At 70.4% G+C, this 20,481-nt stretch carries 20 protein-coding genes; 5 read left to right on the top strand and 15 right to left on the bottom strand.

The window, feature by feature from the left end; genetic code table 11:
- Positions 1–3: 3 nt before the first annotated feature.
- Complete coding sequence (locus tag BWI15_RS38100) at positions 4–1,338, bottom strand: SGNH/GDSL hydrolase family protein (RefSeq protein ID WP_077019301.1); 1,335 nt, start codon at positions 1,336–1,338, stop codon at positions 4–6.
- A gap of 194 nt (positions 1,339–1,532) precedes the next feature.
- On the opposite strand from BWI15_RS38100, the gene BWI15_RS38095 reads away from it, so the two are divergent.
- Genes BWI15_RS38095 through BWI15_RS38080 form a run of 4 tightly spaced genes read left to right on the top strand, consistent with a single transcriptional unit; the run spans position 1,533 to position 6,032 of the window.
- Positions 1,533–3,086, top strand: a complete 1,554-nt coding sequence (locus tag BWI15_RS38095; RefSeq protein WP_077019300.1) for a class I adenylate-forming enzyme family protein — start codon at positions 1,533–1,535, stop codon at positions 3,084–3,086.
- Complete coding sequence (locus BWI15_RS38090) at positions 3,083–4,360, top strand: MFS transporter (protein ID WP_077019299.1); 1,278 nt, start codon at positions 3,083–3,085, stop codon at positions 4,358–4,360. Before BWI15_RS38095 ends, BWI15_RS38090 begins: the two co-directional genes overlap by 4 nt.
- Entirely contained in the window at positions 4,357–5,061 is a 705-nt protein-coding gene (locus BWI15_RS38085; RefSeq protein WP_077019298.1) for an SGNH/GDSL hydrolase family protein, read from the top strand. The genes BWI15_RS38090 and BWI15_RS38085 overlap by 4 nt, the downstream gene beginning before the upstream one ends.
- The gene (locus BWI15_RS38080; RefSeq protein ID WP_237771627.1) at positions 5,058–6,032 is read left to right on the top strand and encodes a methyltransferase; all 975 of its coding nucleotides are present in this window, start codon (positions 5,058–5,060) and stop codon (positions 6,030–6,032) included. The genes BWI15_RS38085 and BWI15_RS38080 overlap by 4 nt, the downstream gene beginning before the upstream one ends.
- A gap of 8 nt (positions 6,033–6,040) precedes the next feature.
- Here BWI15_RS38080 and BWI15_RS38075 read toward each other — a convergent pair whose 3' ends face one another.
- From BWI15_RS38075 to BWI15_RS38015, 13 genes are read right to left on the bottom strand one after another with little or no spacing between them, the layout of a single operon-like run.
- Positions 6,041–7,408, bottom strand: coding sequence for a hypothetical protein (locus BWI15_RS38075; RefSeq protein ID WP_077019297.1), 1,368 nt, complete (start codon positions 7,406–7,408; stop codon positions 6,041–6,043).
- A complete protein-coding gene (locus BWI15_RS38070) occupies positions 7,399–8,757 on the bottom strand; it encodes a hypothetical protein (RefSeq protein ID WP_077019296.1) in 1,359 nt (452 codons plus the stop codon). Before BWI15_RS38070 ends, BWI15_RS38075 begins: the two co-directional genes overlap by 10 nt.
- Positions 8,754–9,731 (bottom strand): alpha-ketoacid dehydrogenase subunit beta, encoded by a 978-nt coding sequence (locus tag BWI15_RS38065; protein ID WP_077019295.1) that lies wholly within the window; start codon positions 9,729–9,731, stop codon positions 8,754–8,756. The genes BWI15_RS38070 and BWI15_RS38065 overlap by 4 nt, the downstream gene beginning before the upstream one ends.
- The gene (locus BWI15_RS38060) at positions 9,731–10,681 is read right to left on the bottom strand and encodes a thiamine pyrophosphate-dependent dehydrogenase E1 component subunit alpha (RefSeq protein WP_077019294.1); all 951 of its coding nucleotides are present in this window, start codon (positions 10,679–10,681) and stop codon (positions 9,731–9,733) included. Before BWI15_RS38060 ends, BWI15_RS38065 begins: the two co-directional genes overlap by 1 nt.
- A gap of 1 nt (position 10,682) precedes the next feature.
- The gene (locus BWI15_RS38055) at positions 10,683–11,468 is read right to left on the bottom strand and encodes a DUF3050 domain-containing protein (RefSeq protein WP_077019293.1); all 786 of its coding nucleotides are present in this window, start codon (positions 11,466–11,468) and stop codon (positions 10,683–10,685) included.
- Between the two features lie 12 nt (positions 11,469–11,480).
- Positions 11,481–12,386 (bottom strand): phytanoyl-CoA dioxygenase family protein, encoded by a 906-nt coding sequence (locus BWI15_RS38050; protein ID WP_077019292.1) that lies wholly within the window; start codon positions 12,384–12,386, stop codon positions 11,481–11,483.
- Positions 12,383–13,456: a 4-hydroxyphenylpyruvate dioxygenase gene (hppD, locus tag BWI15_RS38045; protein ID WP_077019291.1), complete on the bottom strand. Its 1,074-nt coding sequence runs from the start codon at positions 13,454–13,456 to the stop codon at positions 12,383–12,385. The genes BWI15_RS38050 and hppD overlap by 4 nt, the downstream gene beginning before the upstream one ends.
- Positions 13,457–13,465: 9 nt before the next feature.
- The gene (locus tag BWI15_RS38040; RefSeq protein WP_077019290.1) at positions 13,466–14,728 is read right to left on the bottom strand and encodes a beta-ketoacyl-[acyl-carrier-protein] synthase family protein; all 1,263 of its coding nucleotides are present in this window, start codon (positions 14,726–14,728) and stop codon (positions 13,466–13,468) included.
- A complete protein-coding gene (locus BWI15_RS38035; RefSeq protein ID WP_077019289.1) occupies positions 14,725–16,344 on the bottom strand; it encodes a class I adenylate-forming enzyme family protein in 1,620 nt (539 codons plus the stop codon). Before BWI15_RS38035 ends, BWI15_RS38040 begins: the two co-directional genes overlap by 4 nt.
- Positions 16,341–16,847 carry a beta-ketoacyl synthase chain length factor gene (locus BWI15_RS38030; RefSeq protein ID WP_077019288.1) on the bottom strand — a complete coding sequence of 169 codons (507 nt, stop codon included), beginning with the start codon at positions 16,845–16,847 and terminating at the stop codon, positions 16,341–16,343. The genes BWI15_RS38035 and BWI15_RS38030 overlap by 4 nt, the downstream gene beginning before the upstream one ends.
- Positions 16,844–17,878 carry a beta-ketoacyl synthase N-terminal-like domain-containing protein gene (locus BWI15_RS38025; protein WP_077019287.1) on the bottom strand — a complete coding sequence of 345 codons (1,035 nt, stop codon included), beginning with the start codon at positions 17,876–17,878 and terminating at the stop codon, positions 16,844–16,846. The genes BWI15_RS38030 and BWI15_RS38025 overlap by 4 nt, the downstream gene beginning before the upstream one ends.
- On the bottom strand, positions 17,871–18,110 hold the full coding sequence (locus BWI15_RS38020; RefSeq protein WP_077019286.1) for an acyl carrier protein: 240 nt from the start codon (positions 18,108–18,110) through the stop codon (positions 17,871–17,873). Before BWI15_RS38020 ends, BWI15_RS38025 begins: the two co-directional genes overlap by 8 nt.
- Complete coding sequence (locus BWI15_RS38015) at positions 18,110–18,364, bottom strand: acyl carrier protein (RefSeq protein ID WP_077019285.1); 255 nt, start codon at positions 18,362–18,364, stop codon at positions 18,110–18,112. The genes BWI15_RS38020 and BWI15_RS38015 overlap by 1 nt, the downstream gene beginning before the upstream one ends.
- A 17-nt stretch (positions 18,365–18,381) precedes the next feature.
- On the opposite strand from BWI15_RS38015, the gene BWI15_RS38010 reads away from it, so the two are divergent.
- Positions 18,382–19,062: a 4'-phosphopantetheinyl transferase family protein gene (locus BWI15_RS38010; RefSeq protein WP_083751221.1), complete on the top strand. Its 681-nt coding sequence runs from the start codon at positions 18,382–18,384 to the stop codon at positions 19,060–19,062.
- On the opposite strand, the gene BWI15_RS38005 is transcribed toward BWI15_RS38010, so the two are convergent.
- Positions 18,993–20,393 carry a class I adenylate-forming enzyme family protein gene (locus BWI15_RS38005; RefSeq protein ID WP_202817803.1) on the bottom strand — a complete coding sequence of 467 codons (1,401 nt, stop codon included), beginning with the start codon at positions 20,391–20,393 and terminating at the stop codon, positions 18,993–18,995. The two genes, BWI15_RS38010 and BWI15_RS38005, sit on opposite strands and share 70 nt — an antisense overlap.
- Positions 20,394–20,481 lie beyond the last annotated feature (88 nt).

Raw genomic sequence — 20,481 nt, 5'->3', positions numbered from 1 at the left:
GACTCACCGGACCAGCTGCAGCGGGATCGAGTTCGCCATCGCCTGGTAGCCCGCGTCGTTCATGTGGATGTGGTCACCAGAGTCGTACTCGGCGCGCAGCTTCGTCGGCGCGGCCGGGTCACGGACCACCTTGTCGAAGTCGATCACCCCGTCGAAGCCGGGCGAGTTCCGCAGCCAGGCGTTCACCGCCTGCCGGTTCGCCTCCTTCTCCGCGGTCCAGCCGCCAGGCGTGGTGAAGCCCTCGTACGGCGTGATGGTCGCGGCCAGGCTGCGGATCCCGTGCTCCTTCAGCTGGGCGTTGATCTGCTGCAGCGCGGCGATGATCTGGTCCGCCGAGGCGTTGTCCATCCACAGGTCGTTGACGCCGAGGTGGGTGATCACCGTCTCCGGCCTGGTCTGCGCGAAGACGTCCTCGTTCAGCCGGGCCAGCGCGTTCAGGCCGATCTGCTGGAAGCCGGGCGCGCCCAGGATGGGGTCGCTGCCGTCGCTGTTGAGCCGGTTGCCCGCGATGCCGACGTTGAGCACGCCCGCGGTCCGGCGCCGGTCGTCGGCGGCCAGCCGCTCGGCCAGCTGGTCGGGCCAGCGGTTGTTCGCGTTCGCCGTACTGCCGACGCCGTCCGCGATCGAGTCACCCAGCACAACAACCGATCCGTCCGCGTCGTCGGTGCGCACGTCGACGCCGGACAGCAGCGTCCAGCAGCACGCGCGGGTGGTCGTGTACGCCGTACCGGTGGTCTCGTCGGTCAGGTTGCCCGGGCCGAAGTAGTTCTCCTGGAACGACTGCGCGTGCCACGACAACGGACCGGTGGCGGTCGGGTAGTAGACGCTGATCACCAGCGTGGCCAGGTCGGGGATCCGCAGGTCGATCGGGTCGCTGAGCAGCTCGCCGCCCCGGGTCATCGTGGCGGTGGTCTTGCCGCCGAAGGTCAGCGTGCGCTTCGAGGCCGGGTCGAGGTCGGACATCGCCGGCGTCGCGGTGTTCGCCTTCGCGGCGGTGGCGGCGCCGATCCGCACCGGCCGGTCGCCGTAGATGTTGGAGAACCGGATCCGGACCTTGTCGCCACCGACCGACGGGCGGACGACGTACCGGGCGCTCTGGTCGTTCAGGCCGGTGGCGGTGAAGCCGGCGCTCTCGGGCTTGGTGACACCGGTGGACCAGCTGCCGACCCACGTGGCCTTGCCCTCTTGGCCACCGGTCGACGCGCTCTGGACCTCGGCCGACGCGTTCTGCGACCCGGACGAGCTGCCGGCCTCGGAGCCGGTGAAGACCAGCGCCGAGCCGGCCAGCGAGACAGCCGCGGCGAGCGCGGCCGTTCGGACAGTACTGGGAATGCGCATGGAACAACCCCCCATTGGGTTGAAGCGCGCACGGATCGGAAATACCCGGCGCGAGTGGCGGTGACGGCAACCTAGTTCCGGAAACCTGACACGTCAACGGAGACTTTTAATCGCCCATTTGAATTCCGGCGAAACCTGGCCGCCGGGTAATTCGGCAAGTACAGTCCTGCCCGGATCGAGAAGGGTGGGGTGCCATGTCGGTCGATCTCGTGGTGGGCGAAAACCTGGAGCATTCCGATTCCTACGTGAAAACCGCGCTCGGCCTGTTCGCGGGCTACGGCGACGCGCCCGCGATCGTGGCCGGCGACCGGCGGCTCAGCTACGCCGAGCTCCGCGCGCAGGTGCTCGACCTGGCCGCGACGCTGCAGGAACGCGGCGTCGGGCCGGGCACCGGCGTGCTCGTGCTGGCCGGGAACACGCTGGAACTGCCCGCACTCCAGCTGGCCCTGCACCTGGTCGGCGCCCGCAGCATGTGGATCGCGCCGATCGCCGGCCGCCGGGAGATCGAGGCGTTCGCGCGGCTGTCCCAGCCGGACGTGTTCGTGTACGACGCGACGAGCAAGGCGGTGCTGGGCGAACGCCTGGCCGTCCAGCTCGGCGTACCGGTGCACTGCCTCGGTCCCGGTGGGCTCGGCCCGGACCTGCTGCGGCCGCCGTCCGGAACGTTCACCCCCGAGCACAGCGAGGTCGAGCCGGCCACCTGCCTGCAGACCAGCGGGACGACCGGCGAGCCGAAGCTGGTGCACCACCGGCAGGCGTTCTACGAGCAGATCCTGACGCTGGCCGCGGACTACCTGGCCGCCGGACTGCCGGTGCTGCGGCATCTCTCGCACTCGCCGATGGCGTTCGCCAGCGGGCAGATCACCAGCTTCTTCAACCTGTTCCAGGGCGGTGTGCTGTTCGTCGAGAACCAGTGGGACGCCGGTCGCGCGCTGGCCACGATCGAGCGCGAGCGGATCAACTCGACGTACGTGTCGCCGCCACTGCTCTACCAACTGCTGGACCATCCCGACCTGGCGACGACCGACGTGAGCAGCATGTTCATGCTCAACGTCGGCGCGGGACCGGCGGCGCCGTCGCGGCTGCGGCAGGCCATCGCGCGGTTCGGGCCGGTGCTGCGGATCGTCTACGGGCTGAGCGAGGTCATCGTCGTCACGGCCCAGCCGGGGCTCACCGAGGACCCGGAGCATCCGGAGCGGCTGCGCTCCTCCGGTACACCGTACGGGGATGTGCGGGTGGAGATCCGCGACGCCGACGGACAGCCGCTGCCGGCGGGTGAGACCGGGGAGATCTACGCGACCAGCAAGCTGCGCTTCGCGGGGTACTGGGGGCGTCCCGACCTGACCGAGCGGACCATCGTCGACGGGTGGGTCCGGACCGGTGACCTGGGCTACCTGGACTCCGACGGGTTTCTGTACGTGGTCGACCGGGTGCAGGACACGATCGTCACCGGCGCCAGCAACTGGAACGTCTACTGCCGCCCGATCGAGGACCTGCTGCAGGCGCAGCCGGGGGTCCGCGCGGCGGCGGTGATCGGCGTACCGGACGAGGAGTTCGGCGAGGTGCCGCACGCGTACGTCGTCCGGTACGCCGCAGCCGCGGTCGAGGCGGCGGAGCTGCAGGCCGTGGTGCGCGGCGAGTTCAACGACATGTGGGTGCCGCGCACGGTGGAGTTCCTGGACGAGCTGCCGCTGACGTCGGCCCACAAGGTCGACAAGGTCGCCCTGCGCGCTCGGCACGCGGGATGAGCACCGCCGCGCGGGCCGGAGGGCACCCGCTGCGCCCCTCGCCGCGCACCGCGCTGATCAGCCTGTTCACCGCGGACATCCTGTCCGCGCTGGGCACGCGGGTGTCGGCCGTCGCGATCCCGTGGCTGGTCCTGACCACGACCGGCAGCGCCGCGAAGATGGGCGTGATCGCGGCCGCCGAGATGCTGCCCTACGCGCTCACCGGCGTCCTGGCCGCACCCCTGGCCGACCGCTTCGGCCACCGGCGGACGTCGATCGTCGCCGACACCGGCAGCGCGCTCGCGCTGGTCGCGATCATCCTGATGCCTGGTACGTCGTTCCTGCAGCTCGCGCTGCTCGTCGCCGTCGGTGGGTCGCTGCGGGGCATCGGCGACCGGGTGAAGCACGTCATGCTGCGTCCGCTGGCCGAGCAGTGCGACGTGTCCATGCTCCGCATCACCTCCCTGTACGAGGGCCTCAGCCGAGCCGCCACGCTTGTCGGAGCCCCACTCGGCGGCCTGCTGATCGCGTGGCTGGGGACGAGCGGAGCCCTGTGGGCCGACGCGGTCTCGTTCGCCGCCTGCGCGCTGCTGGTCGCCACCCTGGTGCGGTTGCCCACTGAATCTCCCGCTGAGGACAAGCCGACCACTGAGCCGTACTGGACCGCTCTGCGCGGCGGTTTCAGCTTCCTCCGGGGAGACCAGGTGCTGATCGGCATGATGCTGATGACGTTCGCCATCAACGTGTTCGGGCAGGCCAGTGGGGCGGTGTTCACGCCGTTGTGGGTGGAGGAGGTCGTCGGCTCCCCCGTCGTGCTCGGGCTGCTGTTCGGCGGCTTCGCCGGTGGGGCGCTGCTCGGCAACGTGATCTTCACCGTGTACGCCGACCGCATCCCGCCGTACCGGGCGTTCGTGATCGGGGCGCTGATCGGCGGGGCTCCGCGGCTGCTCACGATGGGCCTGTCGGACACGGTCTGGCTGGTCGTCTCGGTCAGCTTCCTGTGCGGGATCGCCAACGCCTCGCTCAACCCGGTCATCGGCGCCACGCTCTTCGAGCGGGTTCCCCCCGCCCTGCAGACCCGCGTGTTCGGCGTGATCGGCGCCCTGACCTTCGCCGGCATCCCCGTCGGCAGCCTGCTCGGCGGCTGGAGCGTCTCCGCGCTCGGCCTGCGCCCGGCGCTGCTGCTGTCCGGCGGGCTCTTCCTGCTCGCCACGCTGATCCCGGTCGTCCAGATGTACCGCCGCCCGCACGACACCCCCCAGTTCGGCGCCCAGAAGACCCAGGAGCCCGCTTGATCGAGCAAGAAGACCCTTACTGCCTGCGCCCCGGCGAGAGTGCGCAACTGCTCGCGGGCCACCCCTGGCGCCGCTTCGTCGTGCTCGGTGACAGCGTGGCCGAGGGCCTCTGCGAGCCGCTCGAGGGCTACAGCGACCTCCAGTGGGCCGACCGCCTGGCCGCCGAGCTCACCGCGGCGGCACCCGACCTCGAGTACCTCAATCTCGGCGTCAGCGGTCTCCGCGCCCACGAGATCCGCGCGACGCAGCTGGCCCCCGCCCTGGCCTTTCAGCCGGACCTGGCGCTCGTGGTCGGCGGCGGCAACGACGCGTTCAGCGCCCGCTACGACCCGGACCGGGTCGACCGCGAGCTGGAGGCGATGATCACCGCGCTGCAGACCGCCGGCGCCGACGTGATCACGCTCGGCATGTTCGACGTCTCGGCCAGCCCGGCGATCCAGGGCTGGCTCCGGCCCGGCCTCCACCAGCGCATGCGGCTGCTGTCCGAGCGGACCCGCGCACTGGCCGAGCGGCACGGCACGATCCACGTGCATCTGACCACGCACCCGTTGTCCACCGACCCCGATATGTATTCCAGTGACGGCCGGCACGGAAATGCGCGCAGCGACGCCGTCGCGGCGGCGGAGACAATTCGCATTTTAGGCGCGCAAAAGCGCCGCGCGAACAATTACACCAATTCAGCTCAGGGAGGCCTTTCGTGACGACCCTCGGACTGCTCGAATTCTGGGCGATGACCGATCTGGTCACGCCGATGGCATTACGGACCGTCGCGACTCTGCGCATTGCCGACCATCTCGCGGAAGGACCGCTCGACCTGAAGGACCTGGCCGTCGTGGCCGACGCCGACGCCGACGCACTGGGCCGGGTGCTGCGCTACCTGGCGGCCCGCGGGATCTTCGAGGCGCTCGACGGCGACCGCTTCGCGCTGGGTGAGACGGCCCAGTGGCTGCTCGACGACGACCCGAGCGCCGCCCGCCGCTGGCTCGACCAGGAGGGGTACGGCGCGACGATGGACCGCGCGCACCTGGACCTGCTCGGCGTCGTACGGCGCGGCGGACCTCTGCAGGCGGCGAACAAGACCAGCCTCGACCCGGTCGCCGCCGCGTCGTACGACCAGCTGATGGCGGCCAACACCCGCAACGAGGCGGTGCTGCTGGTCCGCGCGATCGAGTGGAGCCGGTTCGAGCACCTGGTCGACGTCGGCGGCGGCACCGGAGTCCAGCTGGAGGCGATCCTCACGGCCACCCCGCAACTGCGGGGGACGCTGATCGAACTGCCGACGAGCGTCGACGCCGCTCGGCAGCGGTTCGAGCAGGCCGCGCTCACCGATCGCTGCGACGTCGTGGCCGGCAACGTGCTGGAGCTGGAGCTGCCGCAGGCCGACGCGTTCCTGCTCCGGATGCTGCTGCACTCGTTCGAGGACGACCAGGCGGTCGACGTGCTGACGCGGTGCCGCCGGGCCCTGCGCCCGGGCGGCTCGATCTTCGTCGCCGAAGCCGCCGACACCCATCAGGCGTCCTTCACCACGATGGACCTGATCGTCCTGGTGCTCGGCCACGGCCGCGAACGCACGCTCGCCCAGTACGACGAACTGGCGGCCGCGGCCGGCCTGCGCCGGACCGGCATCCACAACCCACCAGCCGGACCACGCGCGCTCGAGTACACCGCCTGACCACGGACTCATCCCAGGTCGACCAGCAGCGGGCCGGTCACGTGCACGGCCCGCTTCAGATTCAGCACCTCGCCGTGCTCGTGCGACCCGACCCGCAGGAAGCACCCGGCCGCCTGCCGCCCGAACGTGTACTGCCCGACCGAGTACGGCACCTCGGCCTGCAGCTGCTCGCCGGTCTCGACGTTGACGAAGTCCATCGTCAACCGGTCCGGCCGCACGTAGTCCTGCAGCAGGAACGACCCGTTGCCCGCGACAGCCTCGGCCAGCCCGGCCCGCCACTCGTCGGCCGGACACTCGTGCCCCACCAGTACGCCGGACCCGCCGTACTCGTCGGCCGGCTTGAGCACCAGCTCGGCCTGCCGCTCGATCGCCGGGTCGACCAGCTCGGGCGTCATCAACCGGCTCCACGGAACGTGCCGGCGTACCAGCTCCTGGTCGTCGGCGCTCAGCAGCTCGAGGTCGTCCCACAGCCAGGCCAGCAGCAGCTTGTTCGCCAGCAGCCAGCCGGCCGACGAGGTGAACAGCCGGGACTGGCCTGACTCGACCGCGGCCTTCAGCGCCGCCTGGCCCGGGTTCTGCGGCATGTCGGTGCAGACGAACAGCCGGAAGACCGAGTCGACCGGGCGGCCCTGGTTGACCAGGCGCCCGTCCGCGTCGGCCTCGAGCCAGTGCACCGGCGCCACATCGACGTCGAGCCCGAACGCCTTGCCACGCTCGATGAACGGATCCAGCAGCTTGAGGATCGCCGGGATGTTGTCGCTGCCCGGATAGTCGCCCTCGGTCCGCAGGACCAGCGTCAGCCGGCTGCCCGGCTCGAGCCCGAGCAGGTCGACGATCGCCTGGTACCGCTGGTCGACCGGCGACGGCGGCGCCTCGGCCTCGAGCAGCGAATCCAGGCCGTGGTTGCGCCACATCTCCGCGAACCGCGTCGACACCCCCTCGGTGTCCCAGACACAGCCGACCTCGCTGCCGATGTTGAACTCGACGAACTTCGGGATCCCGCCGCTGATCAGCACGTCGGGCCGCCCGGACTGGATCAGGTGCTCGCCGAGCGGCTCGTCCTCGTCCAGGTACTCGATCAGGCCGTCCGGCGTGCCGAGCAGCTTGCGCAGCTCGCCCGCGGTCGTGGCCCGGCGCAACGCGGTCTCCAGGATCAGTCCGAGCAGCCGGTCCATCACGCGGCCCAGTTCGTCGTACCGGGTGCGGTCGATCAGCACCGGGCGCAGCGGCCGCCAGGACCGGTTGAAGGTCAGGACGCGGTCGAACACCCGCTTCCAGTCCGCGTGGCCGGCCGCGATCACCTTCTCCCGCGAAGACTCCGGCACCTTCTCCCAGGCGTCGAACGGCTCGGCCCGCCAGTCGTAGATCAGGTCCATCGCTTCAGCTCCGTTTCGTCCACGAGCAGCAGGCCGCCGGTCAGCGCGCCCTGGGTGAGGTTCACGACACCGCCCGCGCCGGGCGGCGAGAAGCGGGTGAAAACGCCTGCGGGGATCCGGTCGAACAGGTACGTCGACACGCAGTACGAGACGTCGGCCTCGACCACGTCACCGGACGCGGGCTGGAGGAACTGCATGGTCAGCGGATCGGCCTCGATCAGCTCCTGGAGGATGTGCGGCCCGGTCGCCGCGTCGAGTGCGGCCGCCCAGTCCTCGGCCGAGGTGAGCGGTCCGATGAACACGCCGTGCCCGCCGTAGTCGTCGGTCGGCTTGAGCACGAGCCGTTCCCGGTCGTCGATCGCGCGCTGCCGCAACTCCGGCCCGTACACCCAGGTCCGCGGTACGTGCGCGCGGATCACCTCGGCGTCCTCGTCGGGCAGGCTGTCCAGGTCCTCCCACAGCCAGGCGAAGATCGTCTTGTTGCTGAGCAGCCAGACCGCGCTCGGCAGGTACATCCGGAACGTCCCGGCTTCGTGCGCTGCTCGGACCGCCGCCATCCCTGGACTGTCCTCGACGTACGGCGGGACGAACATCCGCCAGACCGCGTCGAGGGTGAGCTCACCCGCGAGCAGCCGCCCGTCGGCGTCCTGCTCGATCCACTCGACCGGGTAGACGACCAGGTCGACACCGAGCTCACGACCGCGGTCCGCGAAGGGCTTCAGCCGGTTGATCAGGTAGTTGGGCCGGTCCGCGCCCGGGTAGCCGCCGCCCGCGGTGAACAGCATCGCGGTCACCTTGCCCGGCCCGACATCGGCTCGGATGGCGTCGAACCGTGCGTCCACGGCCGACGGCGGAGCGGCGGCGCTCAGCTCACGGAACATCGACTCTCCGGCGTACACCTCCATCCACCGCTTGATCACACCGTCCGCGTCCAGGACGCCGCCGAGCGCGCTCTCCACGTTGCACTCGACCATCCGCGGGACACCGCGTTCGAGCAGCAGATCGGAGCGGATCGCGTTGATCAGCCGCCCGGTCAACGGCTCGCTGTCGTCGAGCAGTTCGATCCGCCCGTCCGGTACGCCGAGGACCCGGCGCAGCTCGCCCGCCGTACGGGCTCGGCGGCGGCAGCACTCCAGCACGAGGCGCGACACCTGCTGGGTCACCCGGTTCATCTCGTCGTACGCCGCGTGGGTGGCGACCGGGGGTCGCAGCGGGATCCAGTTCTGGTTCTGCAGCGCGACGTCCTCGTAGACGTGCTGCCAATGTTTGTGGCCATAGGCAAGCAACTTCGCACGCACCGGCTCCGGCAGCATCGGCCACAACTCCGCCGCCGATGGTCGTCCTGTCATCGCTTCCCCTCCAGTACGCCGTGGATCGCGGCCAGCAGATGGTCCCGCCCCGGCTGCACCGCGCGGTCGAGTGCCGGCGCGAACGGCAGGACGGCGCCGTCCGGCCGGGTCACGCGGCGCGGCGGCGCGTCCAGGTCGAAGCGTTCGGCCGCGACCGCGAGCACCTCGGCGCCGAACCCGCTGGTCCGGTTCGAGTCGTCGATCACCACCAGCCGCCGGGTCCGCGCGACCGACGCGGCGAGCCCGTCGACGTCCAGCGGATAGACCGTGCGCGGGTCGAAGACCTCCACCGAGATCCCCTGACCGGCGAGCTCATCCGCCGCCGCGAGGGCGTCCTGCACCAAGTGGCCCAGGGCAACGACCGTGACGTCGGCGCCCTCGCGAACGATCCGCCCGACGCCCAACGGCACCGGCTGCAAGGACGCGTAGTCCACGTCGTCCCGGATCCCCAGCGCCCCGGCCGGCGCGAACAGCACCACCGGATCGTTGTCCCGGATCGCCGACAGCAGCAACCCGTACGCGTCGGCCGGCGACGACGGGACCACGGTCTTCACCCCGACGTGCGCGAACAGGCTGTAGGGGTGGTCGGAGTGTTGCCCGGCCCAGCCGGTCCGCGATCCCGAGCCCGGTACGACGTACGTGACCGGGACCTGGCACTGCCCGCCGGTCATCAGCGAGAACTTGTGCGCCTGGTTGGCGATCTGCTCGAAGACCAGGAACAGCAGCGACGGGATCTGGAACTCGATCACCGGTCGCAGCCCGGCCAGCGCAGCGCCGGTCGCGAAGTTCGTGAACGCCTGCTCCGACAGCGGGGTGTCGAGCACCCGCTCCGGCCCGAACCGGTCGAACAGCCCGGCGGTCAGGTTCGAGGCGGCCACCCGGACGTCCTCGCCCAGCACGAACACCGACTCGTCGGCGGCCAACTCGTCACCGAGCGCCCGGTTGAGTGCCTTCAAGTACGAGAGTTTGGGCATCAGCGGTTCACCTCCGGCGACGCGTAGAGGAACTCGAGTGCGGCGGCCGGGTCGGGATGGGCGCCGCCCAGCGCAACCCCGGCCGCCGCGTCGAGCAGGGCCTCGATCTCGGCATCCACGGCCGCCCGTACGTCGGCAGCCAGCCGCTCGCCCTGGATCTCCACTGGGTCCCGCGACCGCCCAGTCGAGAGCTCTTCGGTACTGCGATAGTTCAGCCGCGCCCGGTGCTCGAACGTGTGGTGCGCGTCGAACCGGTACGTCGTGCACTCCAGGAAGGTCGGCCCTCGCCCGGACCGGGCCCGGGACACCGCGGCAGTGGTTGCCGCCAGCACCTTCTCCGGGTCCTGCCCGTCGACGGTGAACGCCGGCATGCCGAACGCCCGCGCCCGGCCGGTGATGCTGCCCGCGACCGCCGACCGTACCGGCATCGTGGTGGCGTAGCCGTTGTTCTCGCAGACGAACACCACCGGGACCCGCCAGAGCACGGCGAGATTGAACGCCTCCAGCAACATTCCCTCGTTCATCGCGCCGTCACCGAAGAAGCTGACGGCCACGACGTCCTTACCCTGCCGCTGGTAGGCCCACGCGGCGCCGGTCGCGATCGAACCGGCCGCGCCGACGATCGCGTTCGCGCCGAGAATGCCCAACCCGAAGTCCGCCGCGTGCATCGAGCCGCCACGGCCCCGGTTGAGCCCGTTCTCCCGGCCCATCAGCTCGGCCAGCATCCGGGCCGGGTCCACCCCTTTGGCCAGCACGTGCCCGTGGCCGCGATGGGTGCTGGTGATCACGTCGTCCGGCCGCAGCGCCGCGCACACTCCCGCCGCGATCGCCTCCTGCCCGACGTACGGGTGAATGCCGCCGACGATCTCCCCGGACCGGACGAAGTCCATCGCCCGCTCCTCGAAACGCCGGATCAACCGCACGGTCCGGTAGAGATGTTCGGCGGTCATCTCAGCCCTTGATCGCCGCGAGGATGGCGTCCCACAGCCGGGCGCGCGCGGCCAGTGCGGTGTTGATGGTGTCCGCGCACTGGTCCCACTTGACCTGGTCGTCGCCGCACAGGTCCGCGACCATCTGCATCGCCATCGGGGTGTGGAACTCGCCGTCCACCTCGATGTGCCGCTCGAGATAGTCGACGAACGTGTTCAGCTTCTTCGACCGCTCGTTCACCGCGACGACCTGGGTGAACATGTCCGGGATCAGGTCCTCGCGCCCGAACGCGAACGCGGCCGCCTGGCAGTGCACCGGCGCGTTCTCGATGATGTCCCAGGTGGTGCCGGCGAAGTCGATCGACGCCTCCGGTACGCCGGCCGCCCGCAGCGACTCGACCACCGAACCGCCGTCGCGCAGCAGCTCGATCAGCTGGTCGATCGCGGTCGTGTCCGCGCCGGCTTCCTTCATCCCGTTCACGTACAGCTCGAAGTGGCTGATGAACCCGTTGCCGAGCTCGTCGCTCTCCTCGACCATGACGATGTCGTTGATCAGCCGGCGACTGCCGGTGTGCGCGGTCGGGATCCACGGCACCGTGACGCAGGTCAGCTCGCGCTGCAGCGACTTCAGCAGCGACATGAAGTCCCACACCGCGAAGACGTGGTGCTCCATGAACGTGACCAGCGACTCGTGGGTGTCCAGGTTCGCGTACAGCGGGTGCTGCACGACCTTGTCGCGGGCCGCCGTGACGGCCTTCTCCAACTGCTCGATACCGGGATGGGTCTGACCCCAGTCGTAACGTGACATGACGTTCTCCTTCTAGCGATCGGCCCAGAGGGTGGGGCAGAACTCCGGGTCGGCGTAGTCGGGCCGCCCGTCGGCAGTACGCCGGACGACGGCGTCGTGGTTGTAGGCCGCGAGCGTGCCGTCCGACAGCGGGAACTCCCGGTAGGCGTTGCCGCCGTCCTGCAGGTGCAGGGAGATCGCGCGGCGCGGCTGGTCGCTGACGTTGGCGCCGGAGCCGTGGTAGGTCCGGCAGTGGTGGAAGTTCATGTGCCCGCGCGGGATCGTGATCGGCACCTTGACCACCTCGACGCCGTTGTACGACGCGTTCTCGGTCAGCATCTGCTCCAGCTGCGACCGGTCCCGCTCGGCGAAGTGCCGGACCACGGTGTCGTCGGAGCCGATCTCCCGCCAGCGGTGGCTGCCGTCGACCATCGTGATCGTGCCCATCTGAGGCGGGCAGTCGTGGAACGGGATGAACGCGGTCAGCATCCGGTCCGAGGACGACGACGACCAGTAGTGCTTGTCGAAGTGCCAGGGCACGATGTTCGACGGCTCCCCGGAGATCGGCGGCTTGTAGATCAGCGTGGACTGGAAGATCCGGATCTCGTCCACCTGCGCCAGCCGCGCCGCGACCGCGCCGATCAGCGGCTTGCGCAGGATCTTGGCCAGGCCGTCGTGCTCGTAGTGCACGTAGTCGTTGTGCCGCTGCACGTCGCCCTTGGACGGATCCCAGTACGCCAGCTTCGGCGGACGGACCGGGAGCGTCCGGTCGCGCTCGCCCGCGTAGTACCGCTCACTGGCGTTGACCAGCTCGTCGGTCTCGTCGTCGGTCAGCAGCTTCTTCGACAGGTACCAGCCGTGCTCGTTGTAGAAGGCAACGTCCTCGTCCGAAGGCAGCAGCTCGATCTCTTCCTCCGACAGCTTGAACTCCAGCGTCATGCCTCGACTCCTGCCAGCTCGCGCTCCTTCGCCTCGTACAGCGCCTTGATGTTGCCGCTGCCGAACGTCATCGCGCCGCGCCGCTCGATGATCTCCAGGAACAGCGTCCGGCGGACGTGCATCGACTCGGTGAAGATCTGCAGCAGCTGGCCCCAGTGGTCGCGGTCGACCAGGATGCCGAGCTCCTTCAGCTCCTCGATCGGCGTCTCCAGCTCGCCGACCCGCTCCGGCAGCGCCGCGTAGTACGCCGATGGCGTGCCGAGGAAGTTGACTCCGCGACCGGCCAGCGTGCCGACCGCCTCGACGATGTCGCTGGTGCGCAGGGCGATGTGCTGGACCCCCGCGCCGGCATGCCAGGTGAGGAAGTCGTCGATCTGGCCGGGCCGGCGGTTCGGATCCGGCTCGATCAGCGTGAACGTGACGTGCTTCGACGGGCTCTGCACGACCGTCGACTCCATGCCCTGTCCCGCGACCTCGATGTACTCGTCGAAGATCGGCAGGAAGCCGAACACGTGCTGGTAGAAGTCCACCGTCGGCTTCAGCTGCCCGGACGGCACGCAGATGGCCAGGTGGTCGATCTCGCTGAACAGCTTCTCGTCCGGTCCGCTCGACGGCTCACTGATCTGGAACGCCCCCGGCATGAACTCCCGCCGCGGCCCGTGCCGCTCGACCAGCCGGTGCACGACGTCACCGAAGCCCGCCACCTCCGCGACCACGACGGTGGTCTCCAGCTCGTCGGTGTACGTCGTCGGCTCGGCGACCGACTCGGCGCCCCGGCCGAGCAGCTCGGTGTAGGCGACCGCGGCGTTGTCGACCTCCAGGCCGACCACCGCGACGCCGTCCCCGTGCCGTTGCACGTACTCGGCCGCCGGGTGGTCCGAGGCCAGCCCGGAGGTGAGCACGATCTGGACCGCGCTCTCCCGCAGCAGCAACGACCGCTGTCCGGCCAGCCCGGTCTCCGGTCCCCCCTGACCGTGCACCTGCAGTCCGAAGGCGTGCGTCAGGTAGAACGCCGCCTGCTTCGCGTCACCGACGTACAACTCCACATGGTCGATCCCGTAGATCTCCATCCCATCCCCTCACTGGTTGTTCGCTGTGCTCGATCGGCTCGCCGTGCTCGCTCGCCCGAGCAGCAGGCTCACGTTCTGACCGCCGAACCCGAACGAGTTCGACAGCGCGTACTGCGGCCGCGCGTCGCGCGGTTCCTTCCGGACGTGATCCAGCGGGCAGGCCGGGTCCGGATCGTCGAGGTTGTACGTCGGCGGCAGCACCCCGCGGCTCACCGCGAGCGCACTCGCGGCGGCCTCGACCACCCCGGAGGTGCCGAGCAGGTGGCCGGTCAGCGCCTTCGTGGAGCTGACCGCCGGGACTGCGGCGCCGAAGGCCAGGGCGATCGCCGTGGATTCGGCGACGTCGCCGAGCTTGGTGCTGGTCCCGTGCGCGTTCACGTAGCCGACCTGGTCCGGCGTGACGTTGCCACTGGCCAACGCCTTGCGCATGCAGTCGGCCGCGCCGGTGCCGTCCGGCCGCGGCGCCGTCGGGTGGTGCGCATCGGCGGTGACGCCGTACCCCGCGAGGTCCGCGTAACCCGTCGCGCCACGCGCTTTCGCGTGCTCGGCGCTTTCCAGGACGAGCAGCCCGGCCCCTTCCGACAGGACGAAGCCGTTCCGGCGCAGGTCGAACGGCCGGCTCGCCTCGGTCGGGTCGTCCCAGCCCTTCGCCAGTGCCCGCGCGTTGCCGAAGGTCTCGGCGAACGTCGGGAACAGCGGAGCCTCGCTCGCACCGGCCAGGACGACGTCCGCCTCACCCGACCGGATCAGCCGCACCGCGTCGGCGATCGCCTGCGCGCCGGACGCGCAGGCCGTGCCGACCGAACTCGTGTAGCCCCGGAAGCCGAAGCGGATGGCCACGCGGGCGGCCGGCATGTTCGGGAGGATCCCGGTCAGCAGATAGGGACTGACCGCGGCCCGTCCACGCTCGGCGCGAGCCAGCACCTGGTTCTCCAGCGTGGCCATGCCGCCGACGCCGCCGATGATGACGCCGATCCGGTCCGGGGCCACGTTCTGCCCGACGACCAGGCCGGCATCGGCCAGGGCATCCTCGGCGGCAAGCTGCGCGAGGATCACCGTGCGGTCCATCACCTTGCCGTCGGGCCCCTTGGTGATCGCGCCGGAGTCGACCGGCGCCAGGAAGCCGGCCAGCTCGATCGAATGCGCGACCGGGTGCCCCTCCGGCGGCCGGCTGATCCCGGAGCGCCCGTGCAGCAAGGCGTCGAACACCTCGTCGGCACCCCGCCCGACAGGCGTCAGCAGGCCCATCCCGGTGATGGTGACCGCCTTCACGAGGTCACCAGCCGGTCCTCGCGCAGCGCGACCTTGCGGACCTTGCCGGTCACCGTCACCGGAACCTCGTCCTGGCCCACCACGCTGATCCGCCGGATCGTCGCCGCAACCTCCGCACCGACAGCCGCTCTGACTCGTTCCTCCAGGTCGGCGTCCGGCTCCTGGTTCAGCTCCAGCAGGACGTCCGTGACGAAGCCCTCGCCCTGCGGGATCACGATCACCGTGCAGTCCTGGACCTCCGGCACCGCGGCCAGGATCCGTTCCTCCGACAGCGACGTGTAGAGCTGCGGCCCGTCGAACCCGGCCACCGCGTCAGGAACCCGGTCGAGATGGAAGTAGTTCCCACTCGCATCCCGGTACGCGAGGTCGCCGGTCAGGAACCAGCCGTTCAGCCGGAACCGGTAGGTGTTCACCGAGTCGTTCCAGTAGCCCGGCGACACCGACGGCGAGCGGAAGCCGAGCATGCCCGGCGTACCGTCCGGCACCTCGTTGCCCGCAGCATCGAGTACGGCGGCCTCGGCGAACTGGTACGGCTTGCCGATGCAGCGCCCGTAGTGCGTGCTGTCCGGCGTGTGCGTGACGTGGAACCCGTTGTGCCCCATCTCGCTCGACCCGAGCCCGTCGATGAAGTGCGAGCCCGGTACCGTGACCCGGCCCTCGCGCGTCACGGTCTCCCGCGACCCGGCCGCGACCAGCTTGCGGATGTGCGGCTCGTGCGCGCAGTCCCCGGTGTTGAACCACAGCCGCACCGACTCCACGGCGTACCGGCTGAGGTCCTCGCGGGCCAGCCCGGCCCAGGTGACCGCGAACCCGTAGACACCGTGCGGTTTCCACCGCTCGATCGCGGCCAGCACGACCGGCGCGTCCTGGCTGGACAGCAGCAGCATCTCGGCGCGGTTGCCGAGCACCTGGTTGACCATCAGGATCGTCGCGGTGTGCGGGATCGGCAGCGCGTTCAGGATCCTGTCGGTGCCCTGCGCCTGCGGCATCGTCAGCAGGTGCTTGAGCGCGGCGTACAAGGTGGTGTGGGTGTGCAGCACCGCCTTCGGTACGCCCGTGGTGCCGCTGGTGTGGGTGATCACCACGGGGTCGTCGCGGTGGTGCTTGTAGTGCTCGGGCGCCTTCGCCGGATCGCCGGTGCCCACGTCCTTCGGCGTGCCCAGGATCGGGGCTCCGTGCAACGAACCGGGCTGGTCCGACTGGCCGTCGAGCAGCTCGCGATGTGTGCTGTCGGCCAGGATGGCGTCGACGCGCAGGCGACGGATGTACTCCGCGGCGATCGCGGGCGCCATCTTGCCGTTCAGCAGCGCGGGGATCGCACCGACCCGGGTCAGCGCGAGAAAGCTCAGCACGATGTCGGCGGCGTCGGTCGCCCAGATCGCGACCACGTCTCGCCGGCCGATTCCCCGCGCGTGCAGCCACGCCGTACGGGCCTGGACGCGGTCGTCGAGCTCGCCCAGCGTGAGCGGGTGCTCGGCCGGGAAGTGGTCGACGGCGGTGTCGAAGGTCAGGCCCGGCCCGGACAGGTCGGCGCCGAGCGCGATCACCGTGGCCAGGACGTTGCCGGTGCCGACGGACGGATCCGCGGCCAGCTGTGCGCGCAGGCTTGTTCTCACTGTTCTCCCCCACTCACCAACAGGGCGACTGCGGTGTCGCCGGTCCTTGCTTGTTCGACCAGGACGATGAGGACCTGGTCGGCCTCGCCGTCGGCCAGCAGCAGCGCCGCCTCGTCCAGGCCGGCGCGGTGCGGGTCCTCCTGCGGGCTGATGCAGACCACCGGCCCTCGCAGGCCGAACCGGGCGGCGACGTGGCCCGCGACCGAGTTCGGGACGGACTGGAAGAAGTGCAGCGGCCCGATTCGTTTGCCCTCAGCAACGGCCTCGCGAACGTGGGTGGCGCCGGCCAGGTCGCCGCTGCGGCTGACCAGGACCAGTCCGGTGCGTTCCCGCGCGGCGGTCTGCGCGAAGCAGCGCTCGGCGACCACGGCGACCAGCGGACTGAACGACGAGTCGACAAAGCCCGGCAGCGCGGGCGGACCTGCCACGGCGTCGTCACCCGGCTGCGGCCAGTGACTGACGGTGACCACGACAGGGTCCGGGAGTCCGAGCGTGAGCTTCATGCGGCACGCACCAGCAGCGCCGTGTTGGCGCCCCCGAAGGCGGCGTTCAGTGTCAGCCCGTACGCCGATCCGGCCTGCCGCGGCGCGTCCGCGATCACGTCGAGCGCGCAGTCGGGGTCCTTGCTGGCGAAGCCGGCGTTGACGGGCAGCTTGCCTTCCCGCAGCGCCTGGATGGTGAGGACCAGTTCGAGCAGCCCGGACGCCTCCAGCGCGTGACCGTGCACGGCCTTGGTCGAGCTGACCGGTACGTCGGTCGCGAACACCCGGTTGATCGCGGCCGCCTCGGAGCTGTCGCTGAAGGTGGTGCCGGTCGCGTTGGCGTTGATGTAGCCGACCACGTCGGGCGGTAGACCCGCCTTGCGCAGCGCGGACTCGATGGCGCGCGACAGTCCTCGGCCGTCGGGGTCCGGGCGGCACGGATGGTAGGCGTCGCCGGCTCGTCCCCAGCCTGCGATCTCGGCGATCCCCTGCCCCGCCTCCAGGACGACAGCCGCTACCCCGTCGCCCAGCAACAGGCCTCGGCGATCGCGGCTGAACGGCCTGACCACACCGTCGTCCGCCAGCGCGCGACCGGCGTCGAAGAGTGCGAACTGGTCCGACTCGACGAGGTAGCCGGCGGCAACAATCACCCGGTCGACGGCGCCGCGGCTGATCAGCGTCGCGGCGTCGGCGACCGCCGTACTGGCTGAGACGCAGGCGGAGGTGTAGATCCGGTGTGCTCTGGTCGCCAGCCTGCGTGCCTCGGACCGGCCGTGCACCGCGAGTAAGAGAGGTGCCGTCGCCCGTTGTCCCGGTGTCAGGCGGGCGTCCGCGCAGGCGCTGCCGATTGCGTCGAGCAACTCTTCCTCGAGCGAGCCCACGCCGGTTGCGGTTGCCGCCACTGTCACTCGCCGCTGGCTGGTGTCGAAGCGCCGGACCTCCGTGAAGGCCGCCGTACCGGTCAATGCCGCAGCCAACTGAGCCTCCGCCCCACGCCCCAACGCACTCATCACCGAGATGCCAGTGACCGCGACCGGCCGCCGCTCAGACATGGCTGGCCAGTACTTCCGCGAGGACGGTGACGGCGTCGTCGATGGTGTGGATGCGCTCGAGTTGCTCGTCGCCGAGCTCGATGGCGTAGCGCTGCTCGACCTGGTGGACCAGCCAGGCCAGTTCCATCGAGTCGATCCGCTCGCTGCCGGGCGGGCGTTCGCCGAGACCGGACAGCCAGTCGACGATCTCGGCTCGCCCCGGCGGCGGAGCGGACACGTGCGGCTGAGTCATCAGACCTGCTGCGCGGCGCGGCCGGCCACCTCGGAGGTGAACTCGCCGACGGTCATCAACGCCAGCTGCTCGGACTCGTCGTCGGAGAACCGCACCCCGAACCGGTCCTCCACCCGCACCGACAGATCCGCCAGCGCCAGCGACTCCAGATCCACCCCTGCCGGCCCGAGCGTCGTCGCGTCGTCGATGCCCTCGACGTCGTAGTTCATGTCGGCCAGCTGCGCGAGCACGAACTCGCGGACCTCGTCCTTCATCGCGTTACCTTCTCCCTGTGAATGAACCCGCGGGCCCCACTCCGGAACCCGTGCACGTCTGGGTGAGCACCACCGACGAGAACCCCCGCGAGGCCGCCCACCACCTGCTGCGGCAGCTCGCCACGTCCCTCGGCCACCCCGCCCCGCTGACCCACACCCCCACCGGCCGCCCGGTCGTCGACGGCCTGCACGTGAGCCTCACCCACACCACCGGCGCCGTCGCTGTGGCCGCCACTCACGCAGGGCCTGTCGGAGTCGACGCCGAACTCCGCCGCGACTTTCCGGTCGGTGCGATGGCTGCTCGCTGGTTTCCGCCCGCCGAGGCTGGTCGGGTCGACTCCCCCGAGAAGTTCCTGCAGCTGTGGACCGCGAAGGAAGCCGTCGGCAAGGCCCTCGGCCAGGGCCTGAGAAACCAGGGCCTTCGCCGGGAGATGCCCGCCGCCCTGACCGACGGAAGCGTGAGCGAGCTGGTCGCCGAAGGCGACCGCGGTCCAGGCGGGAGCGACCTGCCTGTCCATGCCCACGTAGTTCCGTCCGAGCCCGAGGTCGCTGTGGTTCACGTTGTCGTTCGGCTCGATCTGGTGCTGGCGTTGGCGTTTCCCAGGGGCGTCACCGAGGTGGTGCTCCATCAGGGCACCGCCTTGCGCAGTACGGTCAGATCCCGGACCAGCTTCCCCGTGGTTGTCCGCGGCAACTGAGCCACGATCCGCAGCGCCCGCGGCCGCTTGTACGACGCCAGCAGCTGGGCCAGTTCGGCTTCCAGGGACGGGATCTCGCGGGGCTGGTTGAGCTGGACGTACCCGGTGATCGCTCCGTCGTGTACGACGACCGCCGCCTCGACTCCACGGAGCGTGCCCAGCGTGTACTCGACCTCGGTCAGGTCGACCTTCAGGCCGCCGACCGAGACCTGGGAGTCGAGCCGGCCGCGGATGGAGACAAGACCTGTTGCCGGGTCGACCACGCCGGCGTCCTTGGTGCGCAGCCAGCCGTCCGACCACCGGGCGGGATCCGACAGCCCCAGGTACGGCGACTCGACCCGGCGGACCTGCAGCTCGCCGTCGACCGCGCGGACCTCGATGCCGGGAGCGGGCCGGACCTGCGGGCGGTGGGCGCCGAACAGATCGGTGCCGATCACGCCGACCTCGGTCATCCCGTACATGTTGCCCAGCGGTACGCCGTACTTGTGCTCGAACGCCGACGACACCGACGCCCCGACCAGCTCCCCGCCGGTCGTCATCCGCTTGAACTGCGGCAGCGACGGCGGATCCTCCACCGACGCCAGCAGCCCGATGTGGAACGGCACCCCGAGCACCGTCGCCGGCTTCGTCCCACTCGCGATCGCCTGCAGGATCGCGTCGCCGGTCAGTCGCGCCGGCGGCACCAGCTCGACACCCGCGTGCAACCCGTAGAGCAGCCCGCCGACGAGCCCGAGCACGTGCACCATCGACGGCAGCAGGATGATCCGCTCGCCCGGCTGCGGCACCCCGTCGATCTCGGTGTAGCGCAGTACCTCCTCGACCAGGTCCTCCGCGGTCCGGCCGATCACCTTCGACGGCCCGGTCGACCCCGAGCTGAGCTGGACGACGGCGTGCGCCGTCCCGGCCGGATGGCCCGAGTAGCTCGCGACATCGGTGTCGACGTCGACGAACGTGCGCAGCCCGGACGCCACCGGCCGTTGCGGCGACACGACGACCTGCGGCACCAGCCGCTCGATCGCCCGCCGGACCTCGTAGTCGGTCAGCCGGTGGTCGAGCAGGATCGCCTGCCCACCGCTGCGCCACACGGCCAGCAAATGCGTCACAAAAGCCAACGACGGCGGTAAACGCAATGCCGCGGCACCACCGGCGCGTAAACCCGACTCGGCCAGTTCGGCCTGCCGGTCCCGCACCAGTCTGCGCAGCATTCCGCGGTCCACCGGAGCCGGCAGCGAAAAGCACACGTCACCGGCCGGCCCGGCCAGCAGTACATCGTCGACCCATTGGGCACCCACGGTGGTTCCGGGCACCACGACAGCACCGTCCATGGTCATCAGGGCTCCGATTCGCCTTGAAAAGAAAGGATTCGAAGCACCAGCACCCCCACCAAGGCCTGGCGATGACGCGACGATACGACACGGA

The organism is Kribbella sp. ALI-6-A, assembly GCF_001984195.1.
In the GTDB taxonomy this organism is placed as follows: Bacteria; Actinomycetota; Actinomycetes; order Propionibacteriales; family Kribbellaceae; genus Kribbella.
The sequence above is the reverse complement of the archived record's forward strand: the minus strand, read 5'-3'. Positions and strand labels throughout refer to the sequence as shown.

Coding starts and splice junctions, on each gene's coding strand:
- BWI15_RS38100 (WP_077019301.1), bottom strand. CDS start 1,338: ATGCGCATTCCCAGTACTGTCCGAACGGCCGCGCTCGCCGCGGCTGTC.
- BWI15_RS38095 (WP_077019300.1), top strand. CDS start 1,533: ATGTCGGTCGATCTCGTGGTGGGCGAAAACCTGGAGCATTCCGATTCC.
- BWI15_RS38090 (WP_077019299.1), top strand. CDS start 3,083: ATGAGCACCGCCGCGCGGGCCGGAGGGCACCCGCTGCGCCCCTCGCCG.
- BWI15_RS38075 (WP_077019297.1), bottom strand. CDS start 7,408: ATGGACCTGATCTACGACTGGCGGGCCGAGCCGTTCGACGCCTGGGAG.
- BWI15_RS38070 (WP_077019296.1), bottom strand. CDS start 8,757: ATGACAGGACGACCATCGGCGGCGGAGTTGTGGCCGATGCTGCCGGAG.
- BWI15_RS38065 (WP_077019295.1), bottom strand. CDS start 9,731: ATGCCCAAACTCTCGTACTTGAAGGCACTCAACCGGGCGCTCGGTGAC.
- BWI15_RS38060 (WP_077019294.1), bottom strand. CDS start 10,681: ATGACCGCCGAACATCTCTACCGGACCGTGCGGTTGATCCGGCGTTTC.
- BWI15_RS38055 (WP_077019293.1), bottom strand. CDS start 11,468: ATGTCACGTTACGACTGGGGTCAGACCCATCCCGGTATCGAGCAGTTG.
- BWI15_RS38050 (WP_077019292.1), bottom strand. CDS start 12,386: ATGACGCTGGAGTTCAAGCTGTCGGAGGAAGAGATCGAGCTGCTGCCT.
- hppD (WP_077019291.1), bottom strand. CDS start 13,456: ATGGAGATCTACGGGATCGACCATGTGGAGTTGTACGTCGGTGACGCG.
- BWI15_RS38030 (WP_077019288.1), bottom strand. CDS start 16,847: ATGAAGCTCACGCTCGGACTCCCGGACCCTGTCGTGGTCACCGTCAGT.
- BWI15_RS38025 (WP_077019287.1), bottom strand. CDS start 17,878: ATGTCTGAGCGGCGGCCGGTCGCGGTCACTGGCATCTCGGTGATGAGT.
- BWI15_RS38020 (WP_077019286.1), bottom strand. CDS start 18,110: ATGACTCAGCCGCACGTGTCCGCTCCGCCGCCGGGGCGAGCCGAGATC.
- BWI15_RS38015 (WP_077019285.1), bottom strand. CDS start 18,364: ATGAAGGACGAGGTCCGCGAGTTCGTGCTCGCGCAGCTGGCCGACATG.
- BWI15_RS38005 (WP_202817803.1), bottom strand. CDS start 20,393: ATGACCATGGACGGTGCTGTCGTGGTGCCCGGAACCACCGTGGGTGCC.